The organism is Thermoanaerobacterium thermosaccharolyticum DSM 571, from assembly GCF_000145615.1.
GTDB classification, from domain to species: Bacteria; Bacillota; Thermoanaerobacteria; order Thermoanaerobacterales; family Thermoanaerobacteraceae; genus Thermoanaerobacterium; species Thermoanaerobacterium thermosaccharolyticum.
In genome coordinates, this window is sequence record NC_014410.1 from 439,469 (window position 1) to 457,030 (window position 17,562).

The 17,562-nt window shown below is 40.2% G+C and carries 16 protein-coding genes, 8 tRNA genes, 3 rRNA genes and 1 pseudogene; 27 read left to right on the forward strand and 1 reads right to left on the reverse strand.

Annotation, left to right across the window (positions count from 1 at the left end):
• The first annotated feature begins 12 nt into the window (after positions 1 to 12).
• The 26 genes and pseudogenes from TTHE_RS02250 (at position 13) to TTHE_RS02375 (ending at position 15,286) form a co-directional block, all read left to right on the forward strand.
• Positions 13 to 663 (forward strand): adenylate kinase, encoded by a 651-nt coding sequence (locus TTHE_RS02250; RefSeq protein ID WP_013296998.1) that lies wholly within the window; start codon positions 13 to 15, stop codon positions 661 to 663.
• On the forward strand, positions 663 to 1,409 hold the full coding sequence (gene map, locus TTHE_RS02255; protein ID WP_013296999.1) for a type I methionyl aminopeptidase: 747 nt from the start codon (positions 663 to 665) through the stop codon (positions 1,407 to 1,409). Before TTHE_RS02250 ends, map begins: the two co-directional genes overlap by 1 nt.
• Positions 1,410 to 1,421: 12 nt before the next feature.
• On the forward strand, positions 1,422 to 1,694 hold the full coding sequence (locus tag TTHE_RS02260) for a KOW domain-containing RNA-binding protein (RefSeq protein ID WP_013297000.1): 273 nt from the start codon (positions 1,422 to 1,424) through the stop codon (positions 1,692 to 1,694).
• A 16-nt stretch (positions 1,695 to 1,710) separates the two neighbouring features.
• Positions 1,711 to 1,929: a translation initiation factor IF-1 gene (infA, locus tag TTHE_RS02265; protein ID WP_013297001.1), complete on the forward strand. Its 219-nt coding sequence runs from the start codon at positions 1,711 to 1,713 to the stop codon at positions 1,927 to 1,929.
• A 15-nt stretch (positions 1,930 to 1,944) separates the two neighbouring features.
• Complete coding sequence (gene rpmJ / locus TTHE_RS02270; protein ID WP_002509257.1) at positions 1,945 to 2,058, forward strand: 50S ribosomal protein L36; 114 nt, start codon at positions 1,945 to 1,947, stop codon at positions 2,056 to 2,058.
• Between the two features lie 11 nt (positions 2,059 to 2,069).
• Entirely contained in the window at positions 2,070 to 2,438 is a 369-nt protein-coding gene (gene rpsM, locus TTHE_RS02275) for a 30S ribosomal protein S13 (protein ID WP_013297002.1), read from the forward strand.
• A 14-nt stretch (positions 2,439 to 2,452) separates the two neighbouring features.
• Entirely contained in the window at positions 2,453 to 2,845 is a 393-nt protein-coding gene (gene rpsK, locus TTHE_RS02280) for a 30S ribosomal protein S11 (protein ID WP_013297003.1), read from the forward strand.
• Positions 2,846 to 2,857: 12 nt separating this feature from the next.
• Positions 2,858 to 3,478 carry a 30S ribosomal protein S4 gene (gene rpsD, locus TTHE_RS02285; protein ID WP_013297004.1) on the forward strand — a complete coding sequence of 207 codons (621 nt, stop codon included), beginning with the start codon at positions 2,858 to 2,860 and terminating at the stop codon, positions 3,476 to 3,478.
• A gap of 41 nt (positions 3,479 to 3,519) precedes the next feature.
• Positions 3,520 to 4,470: a DNA-directed RNA polymerase subunit alpha gene (locus TTHE_RS02290; RefSeq protein ID WP_013297005.1), complete on the forward strand. Its 951-nt coding sequence runs from the start codon at positions 3,520 to 3,522 to the stop codon at positions 4,468 to 4,470.
• Between the two features lie 12 nt (positions 4,471 to 4,482).
• The gene (gene rplQ / locus TTHE_RS02295; protein ID WP_013297006.1) at positions 4,483 to 4,821 is read left to right on the forward strand and encodes a 50S ribosomal protein L17; all 339 of its coding nucleotides are present in this window, start codon (positions 4,483 to 4,485) and stop codon (positions 4,819 to 4,821) included.
• 89 nt (positions 4,822 to 4,910) lie between these two features.
• Positions 4,911 to 5,755, forward strand: a pseudogene (locus TTHE_RS02300) (energy-coupling factor transporter ATPase).
• A complete protein-coding gene (locus tag TTHE_RS02305) occupies positions 5,740 to 6,597 on the forward strand; it encodes an energy-coupling factor transporter ATPase (RefSeq protein ID WP_013297008.1) in 858 nt (285 codons plus the stop codon). Before TTHE_RS02300 ends, TTHE_RS02305 begins: the two are co-directional and overlap by 16 nt.
• Positions 6,590 to 7,396 (forward strand): energy-coupling factor transporter transmembrane component T family protein, encoded by an 807-nt coding sequence (locus TTHE_RS02310; RefSeq protein ID WP_013297009.1) that lies wholly within the window; start codon positions 6,590 to 6,592, stop codon positions 7,394 to 7,396. The genes TTHE_RS02305 and TTHE_RS02310 overlap by 8 nt, the downstream gene beginning before the upstream one ends.
• Positions 7,397 to 7,407: 11 nt before the next feature.
• The gene (gene truA / locus TTHE_RS02315) at positions 7,408 to 8,142 is read left to right on the forward strand and encodes a tRNA pseudouridine(38-40) synthase TruA (RefSeq protein WP_179211545.1); all 735 of its coding nucleotides are present in this window, start codon (positions 7,408 to 7,410) and stop codon (positions 8,140 to 8,142) included.
• Between the two features lie 101 nt (positions 8,143 to 8,243).
• Complete coding sequence (gene rplM, locus TTHE_RS02320) at positions 8,244 to 8,672, forward strand: 50S ribosomal protein L13 (RefSeq protein WP_013297011.1); 429 nt, start codon at positions 8,244 to 8,246, stop codon at positions 8,670 to 8,672.
• 15 nt (positions 8,673 to 8,687) lie between these two features.
• On the forward strand, positions 8,688 to 9,080 hold the full coding sequence (gene rpsI / locus TTHE_RS02325; RefSeq protein ID WP_013297012.1) for a 30S ribosomal protein S9: 393 nt from the start codon (positions 8,688 to 8,690) through the stop codon (positions 9,078 to 9,080).
• A gap of 352 nt (positions 9,081 to 9,432) precedes the next feature.
• Positions 9,433 to 10,948, forward strand: a 16S ribosomal RNA gene (locus tag TTHE_RS02330).
• Between the two features lie 280 nt (positions 10,949 to 11,228).
• A tRNA-Ala gene (locus TTHE_RS02335) sits at positions 11,229 to 11,304 on the forward strand.
• Position 11,305: 1 nt separating this feature from the next.
• Positions 11,306 to 11,382 (forward strand) — tRNA-Ile (locus TTHE_RS02340).
• A 75-nt stretch (positions 11,383 to 11,457) separates the two neighbouring features.
• Positions 11,458 to 14,482, forward strand: a 23S ribosomal RNA gene (locus TTHE_RS02345).
• 266 nt (positions 14,483 to 14,748) lie between these two features.
• Positions 14,749 to 14,857: ribosomal RNA gene (rrf, locus tag TTHE_RS02350) — 5S ribosomal RNA — on the forward strand.
• Together the 16S, 23S and 5S rRNA genes with 7 tRNA genes alongside form the textbook arrangement of a ribosomal RNA operon.
• 6 nt (positions 14,858 to 14,863) lie before the next feature.
• Positions 14,864 to 14,938, forward strand: a tRNA-Asn gene (locus tag TTHE_RS02355).
• 6 nt (positions 14,939 to 14,944) lie between these two features.
• Positions 14,945 to 15,019, forward strand: a tRNA-Glu gene (locus TTHE_RS02360).
• Between the two features lie 7 nt (positions 15,020 to 15,026).
• Positions 15,027 to 15,102: transfer RNA gene (locus TTHE_RS02365), tRNA-Ile, on the forward strand.
• Positions 15,103 to 15,120: 18 nt separating this feature from the next.
• A tRNA-Asp gene (locus TTHE_RS02370) sits at positions 15,121 to 15,197 on the forward strand.
• A gap of 13 nt (positions 15,198 to 15,210) precedes the next feature.
• Positions 15,211 to 15,286, forward strand: a tRNA-Phe gene (locus TTHE_RS02375).
• Between the two features lie 269 nt (positions 15,287 to 15,555).
• Here TTHE_RS02375 and TTHE_RS02380 read toward each other — a convergent pair.
• Positions 15,556 to 15,631, reverse strand: a tRNA-Thr gene (locus TTHE_RS02380).
• 306 nt (positions 15,632 to 15,937) lie between these two features.
• On the opposite strand from TTHE_RS02380, the gene TTHE_RS02385 reads away from it, so the two are divergent.
• The gene (locus TTHE_RS02385; RefSeq protein ID WP_013297013.1) at positions 15,938 to 17,560 is read left to right on the forward strand and encodes an efflux RND transporter periplasmic adaptor subunit; all 1,623 of its coding nucleotides are present in this window, start codon (positions 15,938 to 15,940) and stop codon (positions 17,558 to 17,560) included.
• Positions 17,561 to 17,562: the final 2 nt, after the last annotated feature.

The window sequence follows — 17,562 nt, forward strand, 5'->3', positions numbered from 1 at the left end:
GGGGAAGAATATATGAGAGTCATATTATTAGGGCCACCTGGAGCTGGAAAGGGAACACAGGCGGAGAGGATAACAAAGGACTATGAAATACCCCATATTTCAACTGGTGATATCTTTAGGTACAACATAAAAAACAATACAGAACTTGGTAAATTGGCAAAGCAGTATACTGAAAAGGGATTATTAGTGCCTGATGATGTCACAAATAAGATAGTCGAAGATAGGCTCACAAAAGATGATTGCAAAGATGGTTTTTTACTTGATGGATATCCGCGAAACGTTATACAGGCTGAGTCTCTTGGCAAATACCTAGAGAATAAAGGTCTAAAAATAGATCACGTCTTAAATATAATAGTTGATAGAGATGAACTAGTAAAGAGACTTAGTGGTAGAAGAGTGTGTCCATCGTGTGGTGCAACATATCATATTGTCACAAAGCCGCCAAAAGTCGAAGGAATTTGTGATCACTGTGGTGAGAAATTAATTCAAAGAACGGACGATAACATCGAATCTGTTTTAAAGCGCTTAGAAGTATATGAAGATGAAACAAAGCCTCTAGTGGAGTATTACGGCAAATTGAATTTGATTCGCAATATTGATGGAAATAAACCTGTTAATGAAGTTTATAAGGAGATACAGATATTAATAGGAGACGAAGTTTAATGATATATATTAAATCTGATAGTGAAATAGCTTTGATGAGATATGCTGGAAAAGTTACAGGAGAAGTTTTAAATCTTTTAGAAAAGTATATAAAGCCGGGGATAACCACCAAAGAACTTGATGAGATAGCTGAAGATTATATAAGAAGCAAAGATTGTGTACCGGCTTTTAAAGGGCTTTATGGCTTTCCAGCTACAATATGTGCATCAATTAATAATGAAGTTGTCCATGGTATACCAGGTTTAAGAAGGCTTAAGGAAGGCGATATTATTAGTATAGATACTGGTGCGATCTACCATGGATTTAATGGTGATGCGGCAAGGACTTTTGCTGTTGGAAAGATAAGTGATAATCTAAAAAAATTGATAGATGTAACAAAGCAAAGCTTTTTTGAAGGTATAAAAATGGCAACTGAACAACACAGACTTTCTGATATATCAAATGCTATACAGATTTACGTAGAAAAAAACGGTTTTTCGGTAGTCAGGGAATATGTAGGTCATGGAATAGGCAAAAAAATGCACGAGGACCCTCAAATACCAAATTATGGTCCACCGGGAAGAGGACCGAGATTAAGAAGTGGCATGGCTCTTGCTATTGAACCAATGGTCAATGAAGGAAGATACAATGTAAAGATTGAGGATAATAATTGGACAGTTGTTACAGTGGATGGAAGTTCATCTGCTCATTATGAGAATACCATAATAATAACAAAAGGAGAGCCTGAAATTTTGACATTAGTTTAAGAGGTGAATTTAATGGATGATACCTCAATAGGGCGAATAGTTAAGTCAAAGGCTGGGAGAGATAAAGACAGAATCTTTGTCATAGTTGGAGTTGCCGATGAAAAACATGTGTTTATAGCTGACGGCGATTTAAGGAAGATTGAAAAGCCGAAAAAGAAAAAATTGATTCATCTTCAAAAGTATAATGAAGTAGACGAAACAATAAGAGAAAAGATATTAAAAGGTGAGACTGTTACAAATGCTGAGATAATGGATGCTTTAAAACAGTTTAAGTGTGAAGAATAAGGAGGGTTTGATATCCTTGGCAAAAGATGATGTTATCGAAGTTGAGGGTAAAGTTATAGAAGCTTTACCAAATGCGATGTTTCAGGTGGAACTTGATAATGGACACAGAATCTTGGCGCACATATCTGGCAAACTTAGAATGAATTTTATCAGGATTCTGCCTGGTGATAGAGTTACGCTTGAATTATCTCCATATGATTTAACAAGAGGCAGAATCGTATGGCGAGGTAAGTGATAAGGAGGTATAATAATGAAAGTAAGACCATCGGTTAAACCGATTTGTGAAAAATGTAAGGTTATTAAAAGAAAAGGCAAGGTAATGGTAATCTGCGAAAATCCTAAACACAAGCAAAAACAAGGTTAGGAGGTGGAAAAATGGCAAGAATTGCTGGGATTGATTTACCAAGAGAAAAACGCGTTGAGATAGGATTAACTTATATTTACGGCATAGGACGTTCTCGTTCAAATGAGATATTGGCCAAAGCTGGCGTTAATCCAGATACAAGAGTAAAAGATCTCACAGAGGATGAAGTATCAAGATTAAGAGATATAATTGATAAAGAGTATAAAGTTGAAGGTGATTTGAGAAGAGAAGTATCTCTAAACATAAAGAGACTTATTGATATAGGATGTTATAGAGGAATAAGGCACAGAAAAGGCCTACCAGTACGTGGGCAAAGGACAAGGACAAATGCACGTACAAGAAAAGGTCCAAAGAAAACTGTAGCTAAGAAGAAGAAATAATAAGGAGGGAAATTATGGCAAAAAAAGTTAAAAGAATAGCTAAACGCCGTGAGCGCAAAAATGTTGAACGTGGTGCCGCACACATACATTCAACATTTAATAATACAATAGTTACATTGACTGATATGGCAGGCAATGCATTAGCATGGTCAAGTGCAGGAACGTTAGGATTTAAGGGTTCTAGGAAATCTACTCCATATGCAGCACAGATGGCAGCAGAAACAGCAGCTAAAGCTGCAATGGAACATGGACTTAAAACTGTAGATGTCTATGTAAAAGGTCCTGGTGCAGGTAGAGAGGCTGCAATAAGAGCTTTGCAAGCTGCTGGATTAGAAGTAAGTCTTATAAAAGATGTCACACCGATTCCACACAATGGGTGCAGACCACCTAAGAGAAGAAGAGTATAAGGAGGTGCAAAAATGGCAAGGTACACAGAATCTACATGTAAATTATGCCGTAGAGAAGGCATGAAATTATTTTTAAAAGGCGATAAATGCTATACTGAAAAATGCCCATTTGCAAGAAGACCATATGCTCCCGGACAACATGGACAAAATAAGAAAAAGCTTACAAACTATGGCACACAGTTAAGAGAAAAACAAAAATTGAGAAGGTATTATGGAGTTCTAGAAAGACAATTTGAAAGATACTTTGAGGAAGCAGAAAGAATGAAAGGTATAACTGGTGACAATCTCCTACAACTTCTTGAAAGAAGACTTGATAATGTAGTATATAGATTATCTATAGCGTCTTCAAGGGCTCAAGCAAGGCAATTTGTGGCACACGGTCATATTCTTGTAAACGGGAAAAAGGTTGACATACCTTCGTATTTAGTAAAAGCAGGCGATGTAATATCCGTCAAAGACAGCAGCAAGTCGTTAGAGGTTATTAAGAATAATGTTGAAGCATCCACAAATATACCTGATTGGTTAGATTTTAATAAGGATTCATTAGAGGGTAAAGTTTTATCTCTGCCAACAAGGGAACATATAGACTTACCAGTTGAAGAGCACTTGATTGTTGAATTGTATTCAAGGTAATAATCGGTTACCCTCATAAAATTAAAAAAAGGAGGGTTTAAATGGTGATTGAAATTGAAAAACCAAAAATAGAGATAGTGGAGCAATCCAATGATGACACGTATGCTAAGTTTGTTATTGAACCACTTGAGCGTGGCTATGGGATAACACTTGGCAACTCTTTACGCCGTATGCTTTTATCATCACTTCCAGGTGCGGCAGCGAAGACAATTAAAATAGATGGGGTGTTGCACGAATTTTCTACTGTACCAGGCGTAAAAGAGGATGTTACTGAGATTATACTAAACTTAAAAGAGTTGGCAGTGAAATTATATACGGATGAACCAAAAATAGTGAGGATTGAAGCAGAAGGTAAAGGCGAAGTGACTGCAGGAGATATAATATCTGATGGCGATGTTGAGATAATGAATCCAGATCTCCATATTGCCACATTAAGCGATAATGGCAAACTAAATATGGAAATCGAGTTGGTTAAAGGGAAAGGATACGTTCCTTCAGATAAAAATAAAGAACCGAATCAGCCGATAGGTATCATTCCGGTTGATTCTATATTTACTCCAGTTAAGAAGGTAAGCTATAATGTTGAAAATACTCGTGTTGGTCAGGTTACAGATTACGACAAGCTTACAATGGAAGTATGGACGAATGGAACTATAAGTCCTAAAGAGGCAATAAGCTTAGCTGCTAAAATATTAATTGATCATTTTAATTTGTTTACATCCTTTGCAGAAAATTATAATGACATGGAAGTTTTGGTTGAAAAATCAGAGAAGAAGACAGATAAGCCTCTTGACATGACGATAGAAGAACTTGATCTATCTGTACGGTCATATAATTGCCTTAAAAGAGCAGGAATTAATACTGTTCAGGATTTAGTTCAGAAGACAGAAGAAGAGATGATGAAAGTTAGAAATCTTGGTAAAAAATCATTGGTGGAAGTTGAGCAAAAATTGAAGGCATTGGGACTATCATTGCAAAAGAGTGAAGAGTAAGGAGGGCAGATAATGGGATACAGAAAATTAGGTCGACCACATGACCAGAGGAGAGCAATGTTGAGAAACCTTACAACTAGCTTTTTGAATTATGGAAGAATTCAAACTACAGAAGCCAGAGCCAAAGAAATAAAAAGCATTGCGGAAAAAATGATTACACTTGCAAAGAGGGGCGATTTGCACTCAAGAAGGCAGGCTTTGGCATATTTAACAGATGAATCAGTTGTTAAAAAATTATTTGATGAGATTGCTCCTAAATATTCAGATAAAAATGGCGGGTATACAAGAATATTAAAACTTGGTCCTCGTAGAGGCGATGCAGCACCGCTGGTTATCATAGAACTTGTTTAGACTCAAAAGGGGTTAAGTTATCAATAAAACTTAACTCCTATTTTAATAGTCACAGCCAATCATTTTGCGGCTTAAAAGAAGGTGGTCATATGGAAAATATAATTATGGCAAGAGACCTTACATTTAGCTATGAGACTGGCAACGAAGAGAACAAAAAAAAATTGTATTGAATTCATTGAACATTGATCTTGAGGAAGGAAAATTTATTGCCATTATTGGACACAATGGTTCAGGGAAATCTACACTTGCAAAACATTTTAATGCTCTTCTTATACCAACAGAAGGCGATGTGTATGTCAATGGTATGAATACTAAAGATCCTGCACATGTATGGGATATAAGGCAGACTGCTGGCATGGTATTTCAAAATCCCGATAATCAGTTGGTAGCAACGATTGTGGAAGAAGATGTAGCTTTTGGACCGGAAAATTTAGGCATAGATCCGAAGGAAATTCGTAAGAGAGTGGACTTCGCATTAAATGCTGTAGACATGTTTAAATATAAAGATTCTGCACCACACATGCTGTCAGGTGGGCAAAAACAGCGAATAGCCATTGCCGGAGTAATTGCAATGAGACCTCAGTGTATCATATTAGATGAGCCAACTGCTATGCTTGATCCTATGGGAAGAAAAGAAGTAATAAAAACAATACAGAAGTTAAATAAAGAGAATGGCATTACAATAATCTTAATTACACATTTTATGGAAGAAGCTGTTCTTGCCGATAGAGTAATTGTAATGGATGATGGAAATATTGCTCTAGATGGTACACCTAAAGAAGTGTTTAAGGAAGTAAAAAAGCTGAAAGAATTGGGGCTTGATGTTCCTCAAGTTACAGAGTTAGCCTATAAACTAAAGCAAGAGGGGATAGAGATACCTACAGAAATATTAACTGTTGATGAGATGGTGAGGTTCATATGTCAATACAAGTAGAAAATATTTCGTTTATTTACAATGAAGGCACCCCATTTGAGTCAGAAGCATTAAAAGACGTGAGTTTCACAATAGAAGACAATGAATTTGTAGGGATTATAGGACATACTGGTTCAGGAAAATCAACCCTTATACAGCACTTAAATGGCCTTTTAAAGCCAACATCTGGTAGAATAACAATAAACGGAATCGATATTACGAGTACAAAAAATTTAAAAGATATTAGAAGAGAGGTTGGTATTGTATTCCAATACCCTGAGCATCAACTATTTGAAGAGACAATATACAAAGATATTGCATTTGGACCATCTAATTTGGGACTTTCAGATAATGAGACAAAGATGAGAGTATTTGAAGCCATGAAGACTGTTGGACTTGATGTAAGTATGAAAGACATGTCTCCTTTTGAATTATCTGGAGGTGAAAGAAGACGTGTTGCGATAGCTGGGGTTTTGTCTATGATGCCAAAGATATTGATTCTTGATGAGCCAACGGCTGGTCTTGACCCAAGAGGGAGAGATGAGATATTAGGCAAAATTAAAGAAATTCATGAAAAATATGAAATGACTACAATACTTGTGTCTCATAGCATGGAAGATATAGCAAAACTGGTGAATAAAATAATTGTCATGCATGAAGGAAAGGTATCATTGATAGGTACTCCTAGAGAAGTTTTTAAAAATGTCGAAAAACTTGAGCAAATGGGACTTGGTGTGCCACAGATTACTTATCTCATGAGAGATCTAAGAAAAAATGGAATAGAGTTGCCAGATGATATATTAACAGTTGATGAAGCGAAAAGATGCATATTGGAGTACCTTAGGGGTGTGAGAGATGCTTAAAAATATTACTATAGGCCAATATATACCAGGTGATACATTCATACATCGTTTGGATCCCAGAGTAAAAATAATACTTTCTATAATATTCATAATCTCATTGTTTATAATAACAAAATTTTCAGGTTATGTGTTTATCTCATTATTTATATTAGGAAGTATATATATATCGAAAATACCATTAGGTTACATTTTTAAAGGATTAAAACCGATTTTGGTAATTCTCATATTAACTGTTGGATTAAACATATTTTTCACTCCTGGTGGAATACTTCTTGCATCAATTGGTCCACTTAAGATAACTTCTAATGGTGTAAGATTAGCGTTATTTATGGGATTAAGACTCATATTTTTGATAGTTGGGACATCGCTTCTAACTCTTACAACATCTCCCATAGCATTAACAGATGGCATAGAAAGCCTTTTGAATCCTTTTAGACGCATTGGAATGCCAGCACATGAATTAGCTATGATGATGACTATTGCTTTACGCTTTATACCAACATTATTAGAAGAAACAGATAAAATAATGAAGGCACAAATTGCTAGAGGTGCTGACTTTGAAAGCGGCAATTTAATGAAAAGAGCGAAAAACTTGATTCCTCTGTTAGTGCCTTTGTTTATCAGCGCCTTTAGAAGAGCTGACGAGCTTGCCGTTGCAATGGAGGCAAGGTGCTACAGAGGAGGCTTTAATAGAACAAAACTAAAACAATTAAAAGTAAGCATAATAGATTATATAGCAATTTTAGTGACATCAATACTGGTAATGATACTCATATGGAATAGATTTTGGCCTTGGTGATGAGAATTAAAATGAGAAACATAGTCTTAGTTATCGAATATGACGGTACAAATTATCACGGGTGGCAAATACAGAAAAATGTTGTTACGATACAAGAAACTATCACAAAAGCGATAAAAAAAATAACAAATGAAGATGTAGATTTAATAGGATCCAGCAGAACCGATGCTGGTGTACATGCTTTGCATCAAGTGGCCAATTTTAAAACATGTACTAATATACCTACTTCAAAAATTCCTAATGCCTTGAATAGTGTTCTTCCAGCTGATATAGTTATAAAAGATGCTTTTGAGGCTGATATGGATTTTCATTCAAGATATTCTGCTAAAGGCAAGAGATACAAATATATCATATATAACAGAAGATTTAGTTCACCTATATTAAAAAATTACAGTTGGCATATAAGCAAGAGTTTAGATGTAGAAAAAATGAGAGAATCACTTAAGTACTTAGAAGGTACACATGATTTTTCAGCATTTAAAGCAAGTGGAAGCTCTGTAAAAAGCCCTGTAAGAACTGTTCGCGATATTTCTCTTAAAAAAAATGGCTTTAATGTAGAATTTGAAATTGAAGCTGATGGATTTTTATACAATATGGTGAGAATAATTGTTGGTACAATTGTTGATGTAGGATTAGGTAAGATTAATCCCATCGACGTGAAAGAAATTTTAGACTCAAAAAATCGATGTATGGCAGGTAAAACTGCACCGCCACAAGGGTTATTTTTAACTAAAATATACTATTGACATGCGTGGTGCTGTGGATTAAAATTATATTATGTAAAATTGTGCCCCGTTTATTGAAGTGTATGTTACTTAAGTATAAGTTTCTTAAGGAGGTAAAATAAGTGAAGTCATTCATGCCAAAAAAGAATGAAGTAGAAAGAAAATGGTATGTTATAGATGCCGAAGGAAAAGTATTAGGCAGGTTAGCTAGCCAAGTAGCAAAGATTTTGTCTGGTAAAAATAAACCTATTTATTCGCCGAGTGTTGATACGGGTGATTATGTTATTATAATCAATGCAGATAAAGTTGTTTTAACAGGCAAAAAATTAGAGCAAAAGTACTTTAAGTATTACACAGGACATCCAGGTGGACTAAAATTGATACAGTACAAGACATTGATGAGGACAAAGCCGGAGAAAGCGATTATCAGAGCAGTTAGAGGAATGCTTCCTAAAAATAAATTGGGGAGACATATGATAAAAAAACTCAAAGTTTATACAGGCCCTGAACATAAACATATAGCACAAAAACCAGAAAAACTTGACATATAAGGAGGGAAATAAGGAATGGCTACGATCCAATTTTTTGGTACAGGCAGAAGGAAAACTTCTGTTGCACGTGTTAGATTAATGCAGGGGAAAGGCAACATAATAATAAATGGGAGACCACTTGATGAGTATTTTGGATTAGATACTTTGAAGTATACAGTTAAACAACCGCTTATACTGACTGAAAATATTGATAAGTTTGATGTGATTGCAAAAGTTGAGGGTGGTGGCTTATCAGGCCAAGCTGGTGCTATAAGATTAGGCATTACTAGAGCATTAATGAAAGCTGACAATGAATTAAGGCCAATTCTTAAGAAAGCTGGTTTTGTGACAAGAGATCCAAGAATGAAAGAAAGAAAGAAATACGGTCTCAAAAAAGCAAGAAAAGCACCGCAATTTTCTAAGAGATAAAAAGAGCGTTATATGCGCTCTTTTTTACATAAGTTATTTATTGACTCGTTGAGAATGTGAATGTGACATAAAATAACCGAGTAAAAGGCAGTAAATTAGCGAATTTTAAAAATAAATTGACCTAATAACTGATAAACGGATTATTTAAAGATAAGAAAAATTTGATATAAACTGCTTAATGTGATATATTATTACCTGTCACTGCGAGTGCAACATAAGGAATTAGTAGTAAAAAGCACTTGACAGAGAGAAATAAATGTGGTAATATAGACAATGTCGCTTGACGCGAGATTGAACCTTGAAAACCGAACAGTGAGATAAAGCCAGTAAGAGTAAGAAGAGCAAAGGATATGAACATGAGAGTTTGATCCTGGCTCAGGACGAACGCTGGCGGCGTGCCTAACACATGCAAGTCGAGCGAAGGGAGTACTACGGTACGAACTTAGCGGCGGACGGGTGAGTAACGCGTGGACAATCTACCCTGTAGACTGGGATAACACCTCGAAAGGGGTGCTAATACCGGATAATGTCGAGAAGCGGCATCGCTTTTCGAAGAAAGGAGGAAATCCGCTATAGGAGGAGTCCGCGTCCCATTAGCTAGTTGGTGAGGGTAACGGCCCACCAAGGCGACGATGGGTAGCCGGCCTGAGAGGGTGAACGGCCACACTGGAACTGAGACACGGTCCAGACTCCTACGGGAGGCAGCAGTGGGGAATATTGTGCAATGGGGGAAACCCTGACACAGCGACGCCGCGTGAGTGAAGAAGGCCTTCGGGTCGTAAAGCTCAATAGTATGGGAAGAAAGAAATGACGGTACCATACGAAAGCCCCGGCTAACTACGTGCCAGCAGCCGCGGTAATACGTAGGGGGCGAGCGTTGTCCGGAATTACTGGGCGTAAAGAGCACGTAGGCGGCTATAAAAGTCAGATGTGAAAAACCTGGGCTCAACCGAGGGTATGCATCTGAAACTAAATAGCTTGAGTCAAGGAGAGGAGAGCGGAATTCCTGGTGTAGCGGTGAAATGCGTAGAGATCAGGAAGAATACCAGTGGCGAAAGCGGCTCTCTGGACTTGAACTGACGCTGAGGTGCGAAAGCGTGGGGAGCAAACAGGATTAGATACCCTGGTAGTCCACGCCGTAAACGATGGATACTAGGTGTGGGTTAGTATAATCCGTGCCGGAGTTAACGCAATAAGTATCCCGCCTGGGGAGTACGGCCGCAAGGTTGAAACTCAAAGGAATTGACGGGGGCCCGCACAAGCAGCGGAGCATGTGGTTTAATTCGAAGCAACGCGAAGAACCTTACCAGGGCTTGACATCCACAGAATCGAGTAGAAATACTTGAGTGCCTCGTAAGAGGAGCTGTGAGACAGGTGGTGCATGGTTGTCGTCAGCTCGTGTCGTGAGATGTTGGGTTAAGTCCCGCAACGAGCGCAACCCCTGTTGGTAGTTACCAGCGTAAAGACGGGGACTCTACCGAGACTGCCGTGGAAAACACGGAGGAAGGCGGGGATGACGTCAAATCATCATGCCCTTTATGCCCTGGGCTACACACGTGCTACAATGGCCTGAACAGAGGGCAGCGAAGGAGCGATCCGGAGCGAATCCCAGAAAACAGGTCCCAGTTCAGATTGCAGGCTGCAACCCGCCTGCATGAAGACGGAGTTGCTAGTAATCGCGGATCAGCATGCCGCGGTGAATACGTTCCCGGGCCTTGTACACACCGCCCGTCACACCACGAGAGTTTACAACACCCGAAGTCAGTGACCTAACCGAAAGGGAGGAGCTGCCGAAGGTGGGGTAAATGATTGGGGTGAAGTCGTAACAAGGTAGCCGTATCGGAAGGTGCGGCTGGATCACCTCCTTTCTAAGGAGCAAATCCTACGATTAAGAATAAAGAAAAGAGTATTTATTTTAAGAGCGAACATATAGCGAAGTGTTCGAAATGTGTCCGATGAATGAAGCGAGTGAAGCGTGCGAGCGTGAAGGACCACGCGAGAGGCACTACGACAGGACGTCGTTAAGTGCCGTTAGCGAAACGAGCTGAAAGAATCGAAGACACATAGAACACGGAGCCTATGTGAGCGATAAAATAAATACGAATATCTCACTGTTCAGTTTTGAGGGTTAAACCTCAGCATGGTCATGGGGGTGTAGCTCAGTTGGGAGAGCACCTGCCTTGCAAGCAGGGGGTCAGGAGTTCGAATCTCCTCATCTCCACCATGGGCTTATAGCTCAGGTGGTCAGAGCGCACGCCTGATAAGCGTGAGGTCGATGGTTCGAGTCCATCTAAGCCCACCATGATAAGTGAACCTTGAAAACTGCACAATGCGAAAAAAGGGTAACGAGAAAAACGAGTTACAATAAACCGAAATAGGTCAAGTTACAAAGGGCGTATGGTGGATGCCTAGGCACTTAGAGCCGAAGAAGGACGCAGCGAGCGGCGAAACGCTCCGGGGAGTCGCAAGCAGACGTAGATCCGGAGATCTCCGAATGGGGAAACCCGCTTAAGGTAATACTTAAGCATCCCATGGTGAACACATAGCCATGAGGAGGGGACACCGCGTGAACTGAAACATCTAAGTAGCGCGAGGAGAAGAAAGAAAAAGTCGATTTCCTAAGTAGCGGCGAGCGAAAAGGAAAGAGCCCAAACCATCACCGCAGGTGATGGGGTTTAGGACCACGAGAAGGTATATGGAGTGAAGCCGAACAGACCTGGGAAGGCAGGCCAAAGAAGGTGAAAGCCCTGTAGGCGTAAGCGAAATATACCGAGTGGGATCCAGAGTACCACAGGATAGGCAACCCGGTGGGAAGACGGGAGGACCATCTCCCAAGGCTAAATACTCCTAAGTGACCGATAGCGCAAAGTACCGTGAGGGAAAGGTGAAAAGAACCCCGGGAGGGGAGTGAAAGAGAACCTGAAACCATATGTCCACAAGCAGTGGAAGTCCGGCACTCAACTGAACATGTTAGAGAGAAGAAAAAAAGAACTAGCGTGTCCAGTTGAGAGCCGGACGACCACGTACTTTTTGTAGAACGGACCGGCGAGTTATAGATATGCAGCGAGGTTAAGCGAAAGCGGAGCCGAAGCGAAAGCGAGTCTTAAGAGGGCGAAAGTTGCATATCATAGACCCGAAACCGTGCGACCTACCCATGATCAGGGTGAAGCCGGAGTAAGATCTGGTGGAGGCCCGAACCACGTTGACGTTGAAAAGTCATGGGATGAATTGTGGGTAGCGGAGAAATTCCAATCGAGCTCGGAGATAGCTGGTTCTCCCCGAAATAGCTTTAGGGCTAGCCTCAGGGGGGGTAAATATGGAGGTAGAGCACTGAATGGACTAGGGGCCAAAAAGGTTACCGAACCCTATCAAACTCCGAATGCCATATTGAGAACCCTGGGAGTCAGACTACGAGTGATAAGATCCGTGGTCAAAAGGGAAACAGCCCAGACCGACAGCTAAGGTCCCAAAGAGCATGTTAAGTGGGAAAGGAAGTAGGATTTCCAAGACAACCAGGATGTTGGCTTAGAAGCAGCCATACATTCAAAGAGTGCGTAATAGCTCACTGGTCGAGAAATCCCGCGCCGAAAATAAACGGGGCTAAAACATGCCACCGAAGCTACGGATTCGAAAGAATGGTAGGGGAGCGTACTGTACAGGGCGAAGGATAAGCGTAAGCGAATCTGGACAGTACAGTAGAGAGAATGCCGGTATAAGTAACGAGAGTAAGGCGAGAAACCTTACCGTCGAAAGCCTAAGGTTTCCTGGGGAAGGATAATCCGCCCAGGGTAAGTCGGGACCTAAGCCGAGGCGAAAGCGTAGGCGATGGACAACCGGTAATAAATCCGGTACCACCGAAATCCGTCAAAAGAGAAGCAAGGACGCAGCGAGATAAGAAAAGCGTGCGGTTGGTAGAGCACGTCCAAGCAGCGACGAAAAGAGCTTTGAGTGAAGTACCAAAGCTCATAAGAGCTGTGAAGGGGAGCCGAAAGGCGAAGTTTCGAAGGGGCTGCCAAGAAAAGTTGCTATCGAGGATAGAGGTGCCCGTACCAGAAACCGACACAGGTAGGCGAGGAGAGAATCCAAAGACGAGCGGGAGAACCCTCATTAAGGAACTCGGCAAAAAGACTCCGTAACTTCGGGAGAAGGAGTGCCGAAAGGCCGCAGAGAAGAGGCCCAAGCGACTGTTTACCAAAAACACAGGTTTCTGCTAAGTCGAAAGACGAAGTATAGGAGCTGACGCCTGCCCGGTGCTGGAAGGTTAAGGGGAAGGGTCAGGAGGAAATCCAAAGCTCTGAACTTAAGCCCCAGTAAACGGCGGCCGTAACTATAACGGTCCTAAGGTAGCGAAATTCCTTGTCGGGTAAGTTCCGACCTGCACGAAAGGCGTAACGACTTGGGCGCTGTCTTGATGGGGGACCCGGTGAAATTGTAGTACTCGTGAAGATGCGAGTTACCCGCGACAGGACAGAAAGACCCCATGGAGCTTTACTGCAGCTTGTCACTGAATTTTAGTAATATCTGTACAGGATAGGTGGGAGGCGGAGAAAGATGGGCGCAAGCCTATCTGGAGCCGACGTTGGGATACCACCCTGATATTACCGAAATTCTAACATAGGAGCCGTAAGCCGGCATATGGACACTGACAGGCGGGCAGTTTGACTGGGGCGGTCGCCTCCCAAAGAGTAACGGAGGCGTCCAAAGGTTACCTCAGCGCGGAAGGAAATCGCGCGTAAGAGTGCAAAGGCAGAAGGTAGCCTAACTGCGAGAAAGACAATTCGAGCAGGGACGAAAGTCGGGCTTAGTGATCCGGCGGTAGAGAATGGGATTGCCGTCGCTCAACGGATAAAAGCTACCCTGGGGATAACAGGCTGATCTCCCCCAAGAGTCCACATCGACGGGGAGGTTTGGCACCTCGATGTCGGCTCATCGCATCCTGGGGCTGAAGTAGGTCCCAAGGGTTGGGCTGTTCGCCCATTAAAGCGGTACGCGAGCTGGGTTCAGAACGTCGTGAGACAGTTCGGTCCCTATCCGTCGCGGGCGTAGGAAATTTGAGAGGAACTGCCCTTAGTACGAGAGGACCGGGGTGGACAAACCGATGGTGTACCAGTTGCGAAGCCATTCGCACAGCTGGGTAGCCAAGTTTGGAAGGGATAAACGCTGAAAGCATCTAAGCGTGAAACCCACCTCAAGAAAAGATTTCCCATCTGGCACTCAACTATACTTACTGAAGGAAAAAAGCACTATGTACAAATGTTAGGGAATGAAATAAAATAGATTACAGTAGGTAGAGTTGAGTGCCAGAGTAAGACACCTTGGAGAAGACGAGGTAGATAGGCCGGAGGTGTAAGAGTAGAAATACTTTGAGCTGACCGGTACTAATAAGTCGAGGACTTGACCAAGATAAGCATTGTGCAGTATTCAAAGTTCATTAAAAAGCATATATTTGAAAAAATCTATCAAAAGCGAACGATTAATGAAGCTTTCGTGATATATCACGATAAATGTAGCGCAGTTTGGCGTATGAGCGAAAGCGAAAGCCGTCACAACGCATAGACGGCGTTAGCCAAACAAGCGAAATGAATCGATGATATATTAGATAATCGAAATTTGTGAGCGTTGATAAGATTTTTTCGAAAGATGTAAAAGGACAAATGAACAAAAGATTTCCGGTGGCAATAGCGGAGGTTAAAAACCCGTTCCCATTCCGAACACGGAAGTGAAGCCCTCCAGCGCCGATGGTACTGATTACTCGGGAGAGTAGGTCGCTGCCGGATAATTATTCCTCAGTAGCTCAATGGTGGAGCAACCGGCTGTTAACCGGTAGGTTGTAGGTTCGAGCCCTACCTGAGGAGCCAATACGTGGCCCCGTGGTCAAGTGGTTAAGACATCGCCCTTTCACGGCGGTAACATGGGTTCGAATCCCGTCGGGGTCACCAAAATTAAGGGCCTTTAGCTCAGTTGGTAGAGCGGTCGGCTCATAACCGATTGGTCCGGGGTTCGAGTCCCTGAAGGCCCACCATAAATAAATAATTATTGCGGCCCAATAGCTCAGTTGGTTAGAGCGCCAGCCTGTCACGCTGGAGGTCGAGGGTTCGAGCCCCTTTTGGGTCGCCATTATTATACATATGCCTCGATAGCTCAGTCGGTAGAGCAAGGGACTGAAAATCCCTGTGTCAGTGGTTCGATTCCACTTCGAGGCACCAGCAGGAAATAGAAGTTTCAACAAATCTGTTGAAGCTTTTTTTATTTTTATTAATAAATTTAAGCTTGTTTGCAAAATTGGTAATAAGATAGGATTCATTAAATTACTTTTGAAGTCAATTAACTTCAATTTTATTTTTTATAACTTTTAATAATAATTTATTCTTTTTTCGAAATAAAAAAAGTATCTATCGCTCATCTCTAGATACTTTTTTAATATTAATTATTTCCTTATATTTTTAAATATCTTTTATATTTGAGAATTAAGACATGGAGCTGGCAAAGGGACTTGAACCCTTGACCTGTTGATTACGAATCAACTGCTCTACCGACTGAGCTATGCCAGCGCTACACTTATATAATATAGCATGAAAATAAATTTTTATCAAGTATAAATTTTGATTTATTTCTGCCACATAAAATTAACAAATTGTTCAATTATTTGATAAAATTATTATATATAATTAATATAAAATCAACATTATATGTATTTTAGATGAAAGGAAGGTTGTTAAAATAATGAAAAAAAATACATAGCCATCATCGTAATTTTAATTATTATTGCAGGTACAACTTATTATTTTGTAAGAAAAAGGTCTACACCAACAGTAGCAAGAACGCCGTATGTAACAGTTACACGCGGTAATATATCAATGCATATAGATGGGACAGGAAATCTTGATGCGGACAAGAGAGTGATAACTTTAAAAGGTAATGGAACAGTAAAAAAAGTCTATCATAAAGTAGGAGACAAAGTAAAGGCTGGTGAACTGCTATATCAGATAGAGGATGACAATTTGAACCAGCAACTTCAAGATGCTTTAATAAATTTGGAATTAGCGCAAGAACAACTTGATAACGATACAAAGTCTTATAATGATACTATTTCAAAACAAAAAATAATATCTTCGTATTCGGGTATCGTCGATAGTATAAATGTTAAAGTAGGGCAAAATGTAAATCCTGGGACAGCAATAGCTGTTATAACTGACTATTCGAATGCATCTATAAAAGTTCCGTTTAATGGCTCGCAGATAAATAATATAAAGGTTGGACAGAGTGCAGATGTTTACCTTTATAATTCATATACTACAGTAAAAGGAATCGTAACGGATGTATCAACACAAGCGATACCTGTTAATGGTGCATCATATTATTATGTTACAGTAAGCCTGCCAAATCCGGGTGCATTGACGGATGGTATGACAGCACAGGTAACTGTACATACCAATATTGGTGATGAAAGAGCCATTCAAAATGGAACATTAAGTGTTAAAAATTCAAATACCGTGACAGCGTCAATACAGGGAACGATTGCAAGCATAAATGTAAAAGAAGGACAGAAAGTAAGTGCTGGAACATTAATAGCTACATTAACGAGTGATGTAAATGATATACAAATTAAAAATGATAATTTAAAGTTGCAGCAAGCACAGAGCAATTATGACAATATTCAAAGTCAGATAAATTCTTTAAATATTTATGCACCTATTGACGGAGTTATTATATCGCAGAATATAAACGAAGGTGATGAACTGTCTGGTCAATCCAGTTCAAATTACAGCTCGAACGCTAGCTCTGGAGGTAATTCTAATACAAGCAATAGTAGCAATACGTCAGTAAGCAGCCTTTCGTCTATTACCAACCAATCAGATACAGCAGTAATAGTTAACAACAATAATTATTCTGTAGATGTGCCCATAGATGAGACTGATATAAGCAAGATAAAAATAGGGCAGAAAGCAACGCTTACAACAGATGATTTACAAGGAGAGACATTTGAAGGAACTGTGACAGAAATATCATCAATACCGACAATACAAAATAATGTAGCATCGTACGATGTAACTGTATCACTGCCGTATACAGATAAGCTAAAGCTTGGTCAGACTATGAATGTTTCTATCATTGTTGCCCAGAAAGAAAACACATTGCTGCTTCCTATAGAAGCAGTTCAGACGAATGGAAATAACAAGTATGTAATCTTGTACAATGAAAATAATTCAAATAATAATGGAGGAAGGGCGAGGAATATAAGGCAAGTACAAACTGGACTTTACAATGACAAGTATATAGAAATATTGAGTGGTTTAAATGAAGGTGATAAAGTATTGATATTTGGTGCCGCTACCTCTTCGACGAATAACAATAATAGTCGTAGTGGTTTCAGTGGCTTTGGTGGCGAAAACTTCGGAAACAGAAGCTTTGGCGGAGGATCAGGAGGAGCTGGTTTTATAATAAGGCAACAATCTGGTGGGAATAGGAGTAGAAATTAGTC

Bases quoted from the DNA above. Each gene is read 5' to 3' on its own strand.
- TTHE_RS02260 (WP_013297000.1), top strand. From the start codon at position 1,422: ATGGATGATACCTCAATAGGGCGAATAGTTAAGTCAAAGGCTGGGAGA.
- rplQ (WP_013297006.1), top strand. From the start codon at position 4,483: ATGGGATACAGAAAATTAGGTCGACCACATGACCAGAGGAGAGCAATG.
- TTHE_RS02290 (WP_013297005.1), top strand. From the start codon at position 3,520: ATGGTGATTGAAATTGAAAAACCAAAAATAGAGATAGTGGAGCAATCC.
- map (WP_013296999.1), top strand. From the start codon at position 663: ATGATATATATTAAATCTGATAGTGAAATAGCTTTGATGAGATATGCT.
- rpsI (WP_013297012.1), top strand. From the start codon at position 8,688: ATGGCTACGATCCAATTTTTTGGTACAGGCAGAAGGAAAACTTCTGTT.
- rpsD (WP_013297004.1), top strand. From the start codon at position 2,858: ATGGCAAGGTACACAGAATCTACATGTAAATTATGCCGTAGAGAAGGC.
- TTHE_RS02385 (WP_013297013.1), top strand. From the start codon at position 15,938: ATGCATATAGATGGGACAGGAAATCTTGATGCGGACAAGAGAGTGATA.
- rpsK (WP_013297003.1), top strand. From the start codon at position 2,453: ATGGCAAAAAAAGTTAAAAGAATAGCTAAACGCCGTGAGCGCAAAAAT.
- truA (WP_179211545.1), top strand. From the start codon at position 7,408: ATGAGAAACATAGTCTTAGTTATCGAATATGACGGTACAAATTATCAC.
- TTHE_RS02250 (WP_013296998.1), top strand. From the start codon at position 13: ATGAGAGTCATATTATTAGGGCCACCTGGAGCTGGAAAGGGAACACAG.
- TTHE_RS02305 (WP_013297008.1), top strand. From the start codon at position 5,740: ATGTCAATACAAGTAGAAAATATTTCGTTTATTTACAATGAAGGCACC.
- rpsM (WP_013297002.1), top strand. From the start codon at position 2,070: ATGGCAAGAATTGCTGGGATTGATTTACCAAGAGAAAAACGCGTTGAG.
- rpmJ (WP_002509257.1), top strand. From the start codon at position 1,945: ATGAAAGTAAGACCATCGGTTAAACCGATTTGTGAAAAATGTAAGGTT.
- TTHE_RS02310 (WP_013297009.1), top strand. From the start codon at position 6,590: ATGCTTAAAAATATTACTATAGGCCAATATATACCAGGTGATACATTC.